The sequence below is a fragment of the Phormidesmis priestleyi BC1401 genome (genome assembly GCF_001650195.1).
GTDB lineage: Bacteria > Cyanobacteriota > Cyanobacteriia > Leptolyngbyales > Leptolyngbyaceae > Phormidesmis_A > Phormidesmis_A priestleyi_B.
Genome location: NZ_LXYR01000006.1, coordinates 1 through 13,061, shown reverse-complemented (window position 1 = coordinate 13,061; position 13,061 = coordinate 1). Strand labels below are relative to the sequence as shown.

At 49.2% G+C, this 13,061-nt stretch carries 14 protein-coding genes; 5 read left to right on the top strand and 9 right to left on the bottom strand.

Annotated features, from left to right (window positions below; translation table 11 throughout):
* Positions 1-58: 58 nt before the first annotated feature.
* The 8 genes from A8707_RS29505 to cruF all read right to left on the bottom strand — a co-directional run bounded on the left by A8707_RS29505 (position 59) and on the right by cruF (position 6,560).
* Positions 59-367 (bottom strand): hypothetical protein, encoded by a 309-nt coding sequence (locus A8707_RS29505; RefSeq protein ID WP_231947939.1) that lies wholly within the window; start codon positions 365-367, stop codon positions 59-61.
* A 32-nt stretch (positions 368-399) separates the two neighbouring features.
* Positions 400-825: a hypothetical protein gene (locus A8707_RS29500; protein ID WP_231947938.1), complete on the bottom strand. Its 426-nt coding sequence runs from the start codon at positions 823-825 to the stop codon at positions 400-402.
* Positions 826-1,403: 578 nt separating this feature from the next.
* Complete coding sequence (gene alr, locus A8707_RS04985; protein ID WP_068815701.1) at positions 1,404-2,633, bottom strand: alanine racemase; 1,230 nt, start codon at positions 2,631-2,633, stop codon at positions 1,404-1,406.
* A gap of 83 nt (positions 2,634-2,716) precedes the next feature.
* A complete protein-coding gene (locus A8707_RS04980; RefSeq protein WP_068815700.1) occupies positions 2,717-2,947 on the bottom strand; it encodes a hypothetical protein in 231 nt (76 codons plus the stop codon).
* On the bottom strand, positions 2,947-3,777 hold the full coding sequence (locus A8707_RS04975) for a DNA-formamidopyrimidine glycosylase (protein ID WP_068815699.1): 831 nt from the start codon (positions 3,775-3,777) through the stop codon (positions 2,947-2,949). Before A8707_RS04975 ends, A8707_RS04980 begins: the two co-directional genes overlap by 1 nt.
* A 97-nt stretch (positions 3,778-3,874) precedes the next feature.
* A complete protein-coding gene (locus tag A8707_RS30455) occupies positions 3,875-4,234 on the bottom strand; it encodes a photosystem I reaction center subunit IV (RefSeq protein WP_068815698.1) in 360 nt (119 codons plus the stop codon).
* Between the two features lie 129 nt (positions 4,235-4,363).
* Entirely contained in the window at positions 4,364-5,587 is a 1,224-nt protein-coding gene (gene cruG / locus A8707_RS04965) for a 2'-O-glycosyltransferase CruG (protein WP_331711677.1), read from the bottom strand.
* A 40-nt stretch (positions 5,588-5,627) separates the two neighbouring features.
* On the bottom strand, positions 5,628-6,560 hold the full coding sequence (cruF, locus tag A8707_RS04960; protein ID WP_068815696.1) for a gamma-carotene 1'-hydroxylase CruF: 933 nt from the start codon (positions 6,558-6,560) through the stop codon (positions 5,628-5,630).
* 469 nt (positions 6,561-7,029) lie between these two features.
* Here cruF and A8707_RS04955 point away from each other — a divergent pair, with 469 nt between their 5' ends.
* From A8707_RS04955 to wecB, 4 genes are all read left to right on the top strand, one after another.
* Entirely contained in the window at positions 7,030-8,034 is a 1,005-nt protein-coding gene (locus A8707_RS04955) for a permease (RefSeq protein WP_068815695.1), read from the top strand.
* Positions 8,035-8,040: 6 nt separating this feature from the next.
* Positions 8,041-8,802: a TIGR03943 family putative permease subunit gene (locus tag A8707_RS04950; RefSeq protein ID WP_068815694.1), complete on the top strand. Its 762-nt coding sequence runs from the start codon at positions 8,041-8,043 to the stop codon at positions 8,800-8,802.
* A gap of 585 nt (positions 8,803-9,387) precedes the next feature.
* Positions 9,388-9,762 carry a hypothetical protein gene (locus A8707_RS04945; RefSeq protein ID WP_068815693.1) on the top strand — a complete coding sequence of 125 codons (375 nt, stop codon included), beginning with the start codon at positions 9,388-9,390 and terminating at the stop codon, positions 9,760-9,762.
* A gap of 334 nt (positions 9,763-10,096) precedes the next feature.
* Positions 10,097-11,209 (top strand): non-hydrolyzing UDP-N-acetylglucosamine 2-epimerase, encoded by a 1,113-nt coding sequence (gene wecB, locus A8707_RS04940; protein WP_068815692.1) that lies wholly within the window; start codon positions 10,097-10,099, stop codon positions 11,207-11,209.
* A 2-nt stretch (positions 11,210-11,211) separates the two neighbouring features.
* On the opposite strand, the gene A8707_RS04935 is transcribed toward wecB, so the two are convergent.
* Positions 11,212-11,484, bottom strand: coding sequence for a DUF7219 family protein (locus A8707_RS04935; protein WP_068815691.1), 273 nt, complete (start codon positions 11,482-11,484; stop codon positions 11,212-11,214).
* 157 nt (positions 11,485-11,641) lie between these two features.
* Here A8707_RS04935 and A8707_RS04930 point away from each other — a divergent pair, with 157 nt between their 5' ends.
* Positions 11,642-12,625: a glycosyltransferase family 2 protein gene (locus A8707_RS04930; protein WP_231947936.1), complete on the top strand. Its 984-nt coding sequence runs from the start codon at positions 11,642-11,644 to the stop codon at positions 12,623-12,625.
* Positions 12,626-13,061 lie beyond the last annotated feature (436 nt).

The window sequence follows — 13,061 nt, the reverse complement described above, 5'->3', positions numbered from 1 at the left end:
CACTTTGCTTAGGACATTTTTGGTAGTGTGCTTCGCGTGCTGCCAAAATGTCCCTGTCCTAACCTATGTGGCGGTAGCTATAAAGGTCAATGTTCGGTTGCACGGTTCCCACAAAGGTGAAGCGCGAGCAGTCTTGGAAATCGACTTTCCCGTCATACTTGCGCTTGCGAACTCGGGGCTTTTGGACTCCGGTGTAGAGAAAGCGGAGATTGGCATCACAGCGCAGTTTGCTGATCACCTGCAACTTCAACTGCACCGTACCCGTGACAAAGCGTTCCTTTGCGTAGGCTCCATCGACTGCCAAGTGCTGAACTCGCGACGGCAGATGCGGACGCACCTGTTCGAGATGGTAAAGATATTGATCCATCCGACTAATCTCGGCGGGCAACTCGGTGTGGGTCAGCGTTTGCTGGGCGGATAGTGTATGCGCCGTGGCGTATACACTTCCACAACTCCAATCACCGACACCTCTAACCCTTTCTCCACCCGACTGGCACAGCCATTCCAAAAGTGGTCAATCCCCGCCGTGGCTTTCCCACTTTCAGGGAGAAACGAGCAGTCCATGACGCACAGCAACCGACTGCTGGGGGCAGTTGCCATCGTCACCAATTCAACGGTGAAGGGGAGAAACTCAAACGCTTTCTCAAAGTGTCGGCGGTACGTCTTCTCATTTAGTTCACTGTACCGACTCAAGTTCGTGAAGTTGACTTTGCCGCAGACTACCAGAATCGTCGAGAACAACGTCACCAAAAACGTCACTTGCGGTTTGCGAAAACGCCCACTTTGGTCAGTAGGCTCTGTACAATGGCTTCCATCGCTATTCATCCGGTGCTTTGTTGATATTGGCACCCTATCGGATGGATAGCTTTCCTGTCAAAACTGTCCGAACTATTGATTACATGAACTCTCTGAAGAGAAATGCTTAGAAAGCTTTGAGCTTGTCAAGGGTGTGATTGAACTTATTTTAAGAGAGCGTCATGAGGCGAAACGTTATGAGAAGTTAGTTAAGGAAGTTAGTCAAAAATCTCAAGAACTTCAACAAAATACTGACTCCAGGAGGTTGAACGATAAGTCGAGGTGAGATTTCCTAACCAGGTAGGCAACGAATCTCTCAAGTCTTGAATATCCTGACTGGCGTGTTATTAGCCTGCAAATCCCTGAGTTGCTTTTGGCACAGAAAGGCTTCCCGATCGCCCGTTGCAGCCGCCAAGTAGATGGTTGACCGTCACTATCCTTCCTCTTAACCAGCACTTCCTTCATCAATTGCAAGATCTCCGATTTGACTTACTCATAGCACTATGCCATGCACTAGGGACGAAAGTACAAGAGGGTGCGGGTGAGCGAAACCGAGGCAACGTGACAAAGTTTACTTTATCGTGTAGACGAAGATCGAACTAGATCGGCTAGGCTTGCAAATTGGAAGAATGCCAGGTTCTAGATACCGATCGACGGTCTCCGTAAGGTTTGCCAACAGAGACACGAGGCAGGCGATGCTTAAAGCTGCACAAAATCTCCCAAGAGATGGTGCCCAGAGTGGTTGCCCAATCATCGGCTAAGATTTGCTGGTTGCCGTCTTGTCCGAGCAAAGTGACGACTTCTCCTTCTTGCAGAGCGGGAATAGTGCTGACATCCAGCATAATTTGATCCATTGTGATCGCGCCGATCTGAGGAACTCGTTGCCCTCTCACTAAGACGGTTAGTTTGTTGGAAAGATTACGAGGCACTCCGTCTGCATAGCCGATGCCAATCACCGCAATTTGAGTTTCTCGATCTGCAACAAATTGATAGCCATAGCTTACGCCTGTGCCCGGTTGGATGGTTTTGACTTGGCTGATTCGCGCCTTGACTTGCATTACAGGTTTAAGGGCTATGCGATCGGACAAATGCCCAGCCGGGTAGAGTCCATAAATCACCAGTCCAGTTCTCACCAGGTCGTAGTGCAAATTGGCATCCGTTAGTGTGGCGGCGGAGTTGGCAAGGTGAAACTTGGGAGAATTTTCTGAATTGGTCGAAAACCCGCAGGCTTGAACGGCTTGCTCATAGCGGTGCTGCTGCTGACGCAGAATCGTGGGATCAGGATCGTCAGCAGTGGCTAGATGAGAATAAATGCTGGCGATTGCCAAGTTCGGCAATCTTTGAACAAGCTGCACAAATTCAACCGCGTTTTGCCAGGGAGTTCCTAACCGCGACATTCCGGTGTCTAATTTGATGTGGACGGGAAGCGGCTGGCGATGCGAAGAGTTGCCCATTGCTTCAGAAAAGACGAGGGCTTGTTTGGGCGTGCAAAGAGTGGGTTGAAGATTCCAGTGGGCGATCGCGCGAATTTGCTCGGCAGTGTGAGTCGCGCCCATGATTAAAATCGGAGCCTCGACTCCTGCCTCTCGAAGCTCGATGCCTTCAGGAATGGTGGCAACCCCTAGCCACGTTGCGCCTGCCTGCAAAACGGTTTGGGCGACAGTGACAGATCCGTGACCATAGGCATCGGCTTTGACGACTGCCATCAGATCGGTTTTAGGGGATAGTAGAGTCCGAATTTGCTGAATGTTGTGGGTGAGTGCCGTCAAATCGATCTCAACCCATGCCCGTTCTCGCTGCATCAGGGCAATGCTGGAACTTTGATCCCAACTCAACATACGGTTTCACTCCTCTACGCCACTCACTCAACAAGATTATCCCAACTTCGACAATTTGTAGTTGAATGAGTTGCGATCGCGGTTCACCATTCGAGCCGAAATAGAAGGACGATCGCGGCTGCAATCATAGCGGTGCCCGTAGACCAACACACATAGCGATAGCCCCCAGCGATCGGTTTGCTAATCATTTCTGAAGTGTCCGCAGTCTGCTCTAATTTGCGGCAAGCGTAGTAATAATCAGCCACGATCGGAGCCAAAACGAGCAGCGAACCTAAGATAATCACGATCGTGAGAAGGACAAAACCTGGAGTCATCAGCGTTGGCAGTTAGGGCAAAAATGGGACGATCGTCCGGCTAATTTTAATCGCTGAATGACTGTTTCGCAGGTTCGACAGGCTTCTCCATCGCGGGCATACACCCAGGCAATACCGCCATAGTTGCCATTCACGCCTGACACATCTCGAAAATCGCTGAAGGTCGTGCCTCTGGCGTTGATGCTGTCTCGCAGTACGCGAATCACGTTCGATCGTAGCTGCTGAATTTTTGCTGGATTCAAATCGGCACACAGCGTTTCAGGACGAATCCCAGTCAGGAAAAGGGCTTCGTCTGCGTAGATATTGCCGACTCCTGCCACCAGGGACTGATCTAATAAAGCGGTTTTGATCGGACGGCGACGATTTTTGAGTTGTTGAGTCAAATAACTATCCGAAAACTCGGCTGAGAAAGGTTCGGGTCCCAGTCTTTGCAGCCCTGTGATGATGGTTTTGGGATCGCGATCGCTCGGCACCCGCCACATTTGTCCAAACGTGCGCTGATCGACAAACCGTAGCTCTCGATCGTCCGCAAAAAACAGTCGAACTCGCGTGTGCTTGTGCAGCGGATCGGTTTGGTTGAGCCATAAAAGCTGTCCCGTCATTCTTAAATGCACACCGAGCCATCCGTCACTCAACTCTGCCAGCAGATATTTCCCGTAGCGATGCCATTGCACGATCGAGGTTCCGTTCAATCCCATGAGGAAGTCGATCGAAGAGACTGGATAGGCAACCGTCCGATCGAGTAGCACATCTCCGCCCTGAATCGGTTGATTTAAGGTGACTTGATTCAGCCCTAATCGGACGGTTTCAACTTCAGGAAGTTCTGGCACAAAAAAACCTTAGACATGGAACAATCGATGCAATGCACCCTTGGTCTTTAGTCTAAGGTTTAATGATCAGAGTTTGCCGTTTGAGAACTTGAAGACTCTAGCGGGCTTCAGTTCCTTGATTAGCATCTCCTTCTACCACAGCGCTGCCACCTGGTATTTCGGCTTTGTCGCTTTGTCTTCCTGAGACTCCACTTCCCGTTTTACGAGAAATCGGGTCGATCGGAGTGCTCTTTCCACCCGGCATCGTTGCTGAGGGCTTCTTCTTGGGTGCTTCGACTTCGATCAATTCACTGAGTGCAAAGTTATTGGTGTTAACCCCGGAGTAGGCGACCTTTTCAAAGCGGACAATCACAGGATATTTAATGCCACTTTGATCGATGGAGGCAACCGTGCCGAGATCTTGAAACCAATAGGACTCTTTGCGAAGAACGCGAACTTTAGAACCACGCTGAACCATGAGTGTTCTTTCCTTTTTCTATCAAACTTGAACTCACCCAGCCTAATGACACCCACTCTACTATGAGTGGAAACGCTTCTCTCCTAAAGACAAACGGGTTGAAACAATCTGAAACAATTTCGACAGAAATTATTCTCCATAAGTTCGTCCGCGCCACTGGGTCGGCTGTTGAGTCGAAGACAGAAAGATCCGCAGAACGGCGATCGGGTCCGCGAGCGGAGACAGCCAAAACATCCAGGCAGACTTGGCTTGAGATCGATCATAAGATGGTGAGATCGCCCAGTTCAATGCGATCCGAATCGCGACCAAAAAGCCATTCAGTCCCAACGCGATCAGCGCCGGAAGCGTCATGTTGCCGCCCCCGACAAGCAGGGCTGACAGCAGCAACATTGGCAACGGCAACCCCTGAACTGAGAGCAAAAACCACAAATCGCCCCAGATTTGACCTTTAGAAGCGGCATCTTTGAGATCGAGCGATCGCCCCCATTCTTTCCAGGTTTCTGCCATGCCCTCATACATTCGCACTCTCAGAATCTTTGCCCCATCCATAAAGCCGACCTTGGCACCGCTGGCGGCAGCAAATCGAGCCAGAGTGACATCATCACAAAACGAGCCGCGAGCGCTGGTGTAGCCGTTTAATTGAACGAGGAGCGATCGACGGCAAAAGAAACACTGACCGTTTGCCATAACTCGCTCTGGAGGATTATCTTTCTCTCCAGCCGCCCCAAATCGATAGACCAGAGTCATCAGCAAAGCAGGCTGAAGCCAAAGCTCACCGGGATATTTGAGGATAAATTGTGGAGACAGCGAAATCAGATCATAGTTTTCAGAACAAGCCGTCTCGATCAGACTCGCGACCAAACCGGGGTGGGGTTGAGTGTCGGCATCAATCCCTAAGATCCACTCGCTGCGATCGGAGCTTGCCAAAAAGCCAGAATGCAGTGCCCAGGGGCGACCGACCCATCCTGACGGAAGCGGATCGTCATTGATCAGCCGAAATCGAGGATCAGTTTTTTGAGCCATTTTCACTAATTCAGGAGTGCTGTCCTGAGAGTGGCTATCTACCACGATGATCTCTCGGACTTCATAGCTTTGGCGGCTCAGCCCCTCTAAACAAGGTTTAATGCGATCGGCTTCATTCAACGTTGGGACCACAACACTGACGACACCGAATGAATCGGGAGCCGCCGATCGAGGGTCGAGAGGAGGATGACGAGTGGGTCCTTTGAGCAATCTCGAAAGCAAAATTGCCACGGCTGGCACCTGGATCAGCAACAAGACTAAAAACCCAATGTCTTGGCGAAACACGTCCTGAGTGCTGACCAACCCCAAATCCATTCCTAATTGCAGCAAACTCGTCAACCCTCTAAACCTTTATCAGTGATATTGATCGTTATTTTTCAGAAACGCCAACCGGAACGATCGGAGGCTCCTCTAATTCTCTGACCTGCAAGACGGTTTCTAACTGAGCCATCGTTGCGTTGGGTTTTGCAATCCACCAGAGAGCGATCGCCGGAACGACTCCTAAAAAGGCACTCAATGCAGTAGGAATCCAGAATCGTGCATCTAGTTGAGCGACGGTGATCACGGCTCCAAACGCAAAATTGATCAGATAGACCGCGAGAGGAACGGTGAGTTGGTCACGGCTAAGATTGAGCGGTGCTTTCCCCCAAAATAGAGATGCCACAGTCATAAATACTGCTCCCGTCCCAAACCAGCCTGACAAGTTGCGGTAGGGCATTCCAAAAAAGGCACCGAGCTGCTTAAACTCCCAAAACGGATAGGGGGTTTGGCTCATCGCCGGGTCAAGGACAAAATCCCAAGCGGTGAGCATGAGAGAGCCGACAGCGATCGCACCTACCAGCCGCGCCCAAACCGGGAGCCTGATGCTTTCTAACCCGGCGCGTGCCAACACATAGCAAGCTAGCCCCAAATAGAACCACGAGAGAGGAATGGTGAAGGGCACTAACCCCGCAATTTTGTAGCCTAACCCGCTCAGATAGCCATATTCGCCAAATGGGAACCCCGTACTCGTGCCTAACAATTCACTGCCGAGCGAGAGCACGATCGCCGGAATCATAAACGTCAGCGCTCGCTGCAAGCCGAGAACTCGATAAGCGTAGACTGCCATCGTGATCGCACCCAGCAGAATATAAACGACCCCTCCGCCTGACATGCTCAAACCAAACGCTGACTGACCAAACGACGGCAGTGCCAAAATGAAATCGGGGTTGGGCAACACTAACAGTAACCCTGCCAGCCCAAATGCCAATGCCACTGTATGACCAGTTAGGCAGAAGCGCTCAATCGCCATCAGTTGCTTCATAGGGACTCCTCAAAAAATGTGGCATGGATAAATGCCTGCTATAAGTTTACAAATCTTTAATCAAAAACTCTCATCAGGTTACTGCTTTTCTCACATTTCTGGGAAATAAGTCAACTGTCATCGATCGAAGGAGGGAGATGGCAGAACGATGCGCCATCAATAGATAGACATCAAGAATCGGTTAGGCTGTTAATCCTACCAACAATAGACCTCCTGCGTGAATCTGGACAGCCCTCCTCACGAAGTGGGGCAAGCCCTCCCCAACCCTTCTCCCTAGGGAGAAGAGCTAAAACCTCTTGTTCCCTCTCCTTGGGGAGAGGGCTAGGGTGAGGGCAAAGTTTCGCGCAGGAGGTCTAATCTTCTGCTTAATTCAACTTCTAATCAATTGATATTGCTGCTAAGATCCCCTAGATATTCCTCGTAGTGGCGGCTTGGAATCAGACTCCTCACCCTGGAACTCTTTTGCTGAATGACTCAACTCAACAGTGCGTTCACCCTCTTTTTAAGTTTGCTGGTGGAGGCAATTCCCTTTTTATTGTTAGGGGTGTTGTTTTCTGGTCTGCTGCAATTTTTTGTTGATGAGCGGCGATTGCTGGCAATTTTACCCAAAAACCCCCTGCTGGGAGCGTTCACCGGAAGCTGTATCGGTTTTTTGTTTCCGGTGTGTGAGTGTGGAAATGTGCCTGTAGCAAGGCGGCTGCTGATGCAAGGTGCCCCAGTCTCGGTGGCGATCGGGTTTCTCCTTGCCGCACCGACGATTAACCCGATCGTGTTTTGGGCAACCTGGACAGCCTTTCGAGATCAGCCAGAAATCGTGTTTTTGCGGGTGGGTTTCTCACTGGCGATCGCGACAATCATTGGGTTTATTTTCAGTGTCCAGACCGATCTGCGCCCGTTGCTTCAGCCTGGAGTTGCCTCCGCAATTACGATGCGAAGTCAATCGGCTGACTCAACTCCGTCTCTGCTGCAATCGGGCACTTATTTTCTGGGGCAATCGGCTAAACCACTTATCACAGACCCGTCTGAGCTACAGGCAGCGATGATGGCAACGGTGTCGAAGCCCATGAGCTTTCGCTTAAGACTGCTGCTTGAGAACACGGTGCAGGAAATGCGCGAGCTGGGAGCCGTGTTGATTTTAGGAAGCGCGATCGCGGCTCTCGTGCAAGTTTTTGTGCCTCGTGATCTGATTCTCAGTTTGGGTCAAAGTCCGATCACGTCGATTTTGGCGATGATACTGTTGGCAGGAGTGGTCTCGATTTGCTCGACGGTGGATTCGTTTTTTGCGCTCTCATTTGCTTCGACGTTTACGAGTGGTTCTCTCGTCGCCTTTTTGGTTTTTGGTCCAATGATTGACTTGAAAGGTGTAGGGCTGATGCTGTCGGTTTTTAAGCCGAGAGCAATCTTCTATCTATTTGCTTTAGCGGCGCAGTTAACGTTTATTTTGACGCTATTCATCAATTTGTACATTAGTTAACCATTCATGGCTCGTACCTCTATCCGCTCATTTCTGCCTTGGTTAGATGTGGTGGCGATCGCCGCTTGGGGCGTTTTGCTGCTCTATTATTGGCTGTCTGAGAAGCTCTTTTTGCTGATCCATCCCAACTACATTGGGTTGACTGTGGCGGCAGGGATTTTTCTGTTATTCGTGAGCGGACTGAAAGGGCTGTTTTTGCTGCGATCGAGCCGAAGTCGTCAGCCCTCTGCGCCGATTCAGCACATGACCTTGTTTCCGCCAGGGTTGGGAAGTTTACTGCTGTTAACAGTCGCGATCGCCGGATTGTTGATTACGCCGCGTGCGTTTGCAAGTCAGACCGCACTCGATCGAGGTGTCACAGATGCGATCACGTTAACGCGGGTAAAACCGCAGTCTTTTCGAGCTTCGACTCGCACTGAAGATAAAACCTTAATCGACTGGATTCGGACACTTCAGGTTTACCCCGAACCGGATGCTTACACCGGGCAAAAGGCGAAAGTTCAAGGATTTGTTGTCTATCCACCTAATTTGCCAGAGCAATACTTGCTGCTGACTCGATTTGTGATTACGTGCTGCGCGGCGGATGCTTACCCCGTGAGTTTGCCTGTGAAGTTGACGACGGGCGATCGTAAGTCTTATTCACCCGACGGTTGGCTAGAAGTTGAAGGACAGATGCTAACAGAAACGTTGGATAACAAGCGTCAATTAACGCTTCAAGCGAAGTCTTTGAAGTCAATTCCAGAGCCGAAGAATCCCTACAACTATTGAGGATGTTTGAGCCATCTTTAGAGCTGAATGTTGGCTTTCTAGATTGAAATGTGCCTCCAGGTAGAGAAATTTTTGATTTGAAGGGTCAAATGCTAAAGCGATTAGAGCCTTGCAACCTCGTCTTCAGCGCTCTCAAATTAACTTGAACTACTCGAAAGATAACTCAACCGATCGCACCTTCGATTTCAGCCTTCTGACTATCAAACTCCCCTGTCTGCCTTGGGTTTGAATTCTGAGAAGTAGCGGTGAATGGTTCAAGATTCGTTAAGTTCCAGTAGAAAAATGAAGTAGTTTAGCGATATTTCAATCATTAAACCCTGAATTTCTATCGCTAAAAATAAGCTGAAGCATCCTCAGCACATAGATTCTAAGCTTTTTGATTGAAAGGTAAGGGCGGTGATCGAGTCACCTCTACAGAATTCCTTAAGATTAGAAAGTTAAGGTCAAATTTGTAAACTTTAATAAACATCTACCCACTCCTAAGATTGCTTTCCCTATACTGAAACTCACATCAGCGATTCGCGGGGATCGCTACAAAGCTCTTTCAAAACTATCAATAAACCCTTAGCTCTAGGAGAGAAAATCATGACACTGATTCAAAGTCAGTCTTTCAAAAATCTCTATTTCTTAGTCGCTCTCAAAAGCTTTTTGATCTGGACTTTTACCCTAACGGTTTGCATGATTGTGGTTGGTTTTCCGGCGCTTGTTTTAGTCGTTTCGGTCGGCGCGTTAACAGCAGTTACCTTACACGCCATCATGCCATTTAGTGCCGTTTTATTGATTGCAGTTGGGCTAATTGGAGTTCATGCGATCGGCATTATGATGGCTGCTGCATTCATGACTACCAACGGCATTCACCCCCAAGAAGTTGAGTGGTTGCGCTGGCTTAATGGTCAAGCTGATCCTCTTAATACCTCCGTCTATGCGGCTTGTCCACTGACCTGTGCGATCAATTCTTAAACCCAATATTTAGTCGATTAGCAGAGCAAGACGGTTGCAATTAATAACCGCACTTTGTAAACCTGATCAGTCATCGGTGAAATAGTCCTACCCAACCAGCCTAAGCTGGTTTTTTATTGATCAAACGGCTGAGATACACTGGGTTTCTTGACTCGATCGTCAAACAGAACTTTCGATCGCCATTAGGATTAGAAAGGCAACCGACTCGAACGGTAGAGACAAGTTTCAAAAAGCTTGATTAGCCCGGCTTCTGGCTCTATGGTTCATAAGTTAGAGGATGACTAGATCAAAACGTTCACCCTCGCCTTTCTGTTATGCGACCCGAAAAAATCTCATGCTGAATCCTATTCCCATTTGCATCATTGTTGGCACTCGCCCCGAAGCGATTAAGATGGCTCCGGTCATTCAGGCATTTCAGCAGTCTTCGATGTTTGACACTCAAATTGTTTTGACGGGTCAACATCGCGAAATGGTTGATCAGGTGATGCAGCTATTTGACCTCACGCCTAACCATGATCTGGCAATCATGCAGCCGAAACAGACGTTGACCGATATCACCTGCTGGGCAATGCGGGGATTGGAAGAGTTGTTTCAAAAAATTCAGCCCAAGATGGTTCTGGTACAAGGCGATACAACCACTGCACTAGCGGCAGCGATCGCGGCTTTTTATCAAAAAATTCCAGTTGGGCACGTCGAAGCAGGGCTACGAACCGAGGATTTGTTGAATCCCTATCCCGAAGAAGCCAATCGGCGGCTGATTTCTCAGGTGACTCAGCTTCACTTTGCGCCGACTTCAGTGTCAGTTGAGCATTTGCGGCGATCGAGCGTCCTTGGTGAAGTGCATCAAACGGGCAACACGGTCATTGATGCCCTACTTAAAGTGGCAGAACGTCAGCCCACCTGTGAAATTCTGGGGCTAGATTGGAGCCAATATCGCACGATTTTAGCCACAGTGCATCGACGAGAAAATTGGGGCGAACCGCTTAACGATATCGCCCAAGGCTTTTTAGAGGTGCTAAATAAATTTGATGATGTTGCCCTACTGCTGCCGCTGCACCGCAATCCTACCGTTCGTGATCCATTGACTGCTGTGTTGGGCAGTCATCCGCGAGTCTTTCTCACCGAGCCGCTCAATTACACCGAGTTAGTCGGGGCGATGCAGCGCTGTTGTTTGCTATTGACTGACTCAGGGGGCATTCAAGAAGAAGCGCCGAGCTTGGGAAAACCCGTTCTTGTGCTGCGAGAAACCACCGAGCGCCCCGAAGCAGTCACCGCTGGAACCGCCAAACTGATTGGTACTCGACCCGATGACATTTTTAGAGAAACTTCAAACCTGTTGAGCAATCCAGCCGCTTATCAAGCCATGGCAAACGCAGCCAGTCCGTTTGGAGATGGTTTTGCATCCGATCGAATTGTGCAGATCGTCGAGAAGTATCTATCTAGGTAAATTCATTCTTCTGGCACGTCTGGAGGATCAATTTTGGCTTGATCAAGCAGACTCTTTTTAGATTCTCTGAGCTGTTGCCAGAGGTTCTTGATTTCTTTATATGCTTCTCCTGGCGGAATTTTGCCTCCGGTTTCTAACCCACAGAGCAGCGACACGCGTTGAGCAAATTCTTGCAAGTTAGCGTTGAAGGCTAGATGCTCTGGCGTAAATTCGCCCCGGTAACGTCCGATCGGGTATAGAAACCCCTCTTTGCTTTTGTCCGTGTTGTCTGCCACAAGCTTTCCTGAGTAAACAAGGTGATCAGAAACTCAAAAAGCCGCGTTATTAAAACGACTTCTATAACCATTCCTATCTTAAATTTGCAAATTTGAAAAGTACAGAGTAGAGAGATTGACGATTTATTCAAGCTAAGATCTTAGGCACATTAATCTTGTGTCTATTATTTTGACTGACTCAGATATGCGATCGGATCACGCTGAAAAACAACGTTTGCCAAAAATTTCGGTGATTGTGCCTGTCTATAACGGTGAGGCAGATTTACTTGATTTGCTCGGCTGTCTGAGAATGCAGACATATCCGAGAGATCGAGTCGAATATTGCTTGATTGATAACGGAAGTGACGATCGTACGTTTGAGATTCTCAAGTCTGCAAGTCAAGCAGGCTTTACCGTTCATGCGTTGAGTGAGCCTCACATTCAAAGTTCTTATGCGGCTCGTAACGTAGGAATTCGAGCTGCGACGGGGGAAATTTTGGCGTTTACCGATGCCGATTGTCGCCCAAAACCGAACTGGTTAGAAGACTTAATTGCGCCGTTTGAAGAGTCTGTCGTGGGGTTGGTGGCAGGAGAAATCAGAGCGCTTCCTGGTGACACTTTGTTAGAGGACTATGCCGATCGTCAGGAAACGCTTTCGCAGAAACACACATTGGCGCATCCGTTTTGCGCCTACGGGCAGACTGCAAACTTAGCAGTCCGATATCAAGTGTTTGAGCAGGTGGGATTGTTTCGTCCTTATTTGACGACGGGCGGCGACGCAGATCTCTGCTGGCGAATTTTGCGCGAGACATCCTGGCGGCTGCGGTGTGCAGAGCAAGCGATCGTGCGTCACCGTCATCGCGCTACGTGGGCAGAGCTTCGCAGCCAATGGCAGAGATATGGGCGATCAAGCCGATATCTTCACGAACTGCATGGAGTGGGTTTGGCGCGTGACCTCAGTCTTCAGCAATATGGCTATCGTCTGTCGCGCTGGTTATTAAAAGAACTTCCGATCGCCACAGTTCGGACATTACAACGGAAAGGAACGCTGGCAGATATGTTAAGCACTCCGATTGGGCTGGTTTGCGCTCACGCTCATGAGATCGGACAGCGACACGCCCAACTGCCTCCCTTAGCCCAGCAGATCGAGTGGCTCAAATAAGTATGGCTTGTATTCAGTCTAAGGCTAGGACGCTGCCCACATGAGAACGTCTCCCATCGCACTCTGTAAACTTGCCGCTGTAAATAACCCTCTGTGAGGCTGGCTTTTCAAACGCCCAACATTTCTCAATTCGATTGAGGTCTGGTGAGTAGATTAACTGGCATCCTGCGGCTTCAGTTAAGGCAAGGATCGATCGAATAAAGCAAGCATTGCGGCGAGTGCAAAAAGGCAAGGTGGAATAGTGCCTATACCTTGTAAAGTTCCTGGCTCGGCGGTTTTCAGGAATTCGCTCTGAAAATCCAATTTTCTGCTTGACACCTTATTCGTTCTAGTGTTATGTTCATTAAGCGGTGAAGGAGAGCGACGCGAAAGTGAAGCGAACTTTTCCGCCAGAACCAAGACAATTGCATAGTTTGGAAGTCATAATAGCACTTAA

Coding starts and splice junctions, on each gene's coding strand:
- A8707_RS29505 (WP_231947939.1), bottom strand. CDS start 367: ATGGATCAATATCTTTACCATCTCGAACAGGTGCGTCCGCATCTGCCG.
- A8707_RS29500 (WP_231947938.1), bottom strand. CDS start 825: ATGAATAGCGATGGAAGCCATTGTACAGAGCCTACTGACCAAAGTGGG.
- alr (WP_068815701.1), bottom strand. CDS start 2,633: ATGTTGAGTTGGGATCAAAGTTCCAGCATTGCCCTGATGCAGCGAGAA.
- A8707_RS04980 (WP_068815700.1), bottom strand. CDS start 2,947: ATGACTCCAGGTTTTGTCCTTCTCACGATCGTGATTATCTTAGGTTCG.
- A8707_RS30455 (WP_068815698.1), bottom strand. CDS start 4,234: ATGGTTCAGCGTGGTTCTAAAGTTCGCGTTCTTCGCAAAGAGTCCTAT.
- cruF (WP_068815696.1), bottom strand. CDS start 6,560: ATGAAGCAACTGATGGCGATTGAGCGCTTCTGCCTAACTGGTCATACA.
- A8707_RS04955 (WP_068815695.1), top strand. CDS start 7,030: ATGACTCAACTCAACAGTGCGTTCACCCTCTTTTTAAGTTTGCTGGTG.
- A8707_RS04950 (WP_068815694.1), top strand. CDS start 8,041: ATGGCTCGTACCTCTATCCGCTCATTTCTGCCTTGGTTAGATGTGGTG.
- A8707_RS04945 (WP_068815693.1), top strand. CDS start 9,388: ATGACACTGATTCAAAGTCAGTCTTTCAAAAATCTCTATTTCTTAGTC.
- wecB (WP_068815692.1), top strand. CDS start 10,097: ATGCTGAATCCTATTCCCATTTGCATCATTGTTGGCACTCGCCCCGAA.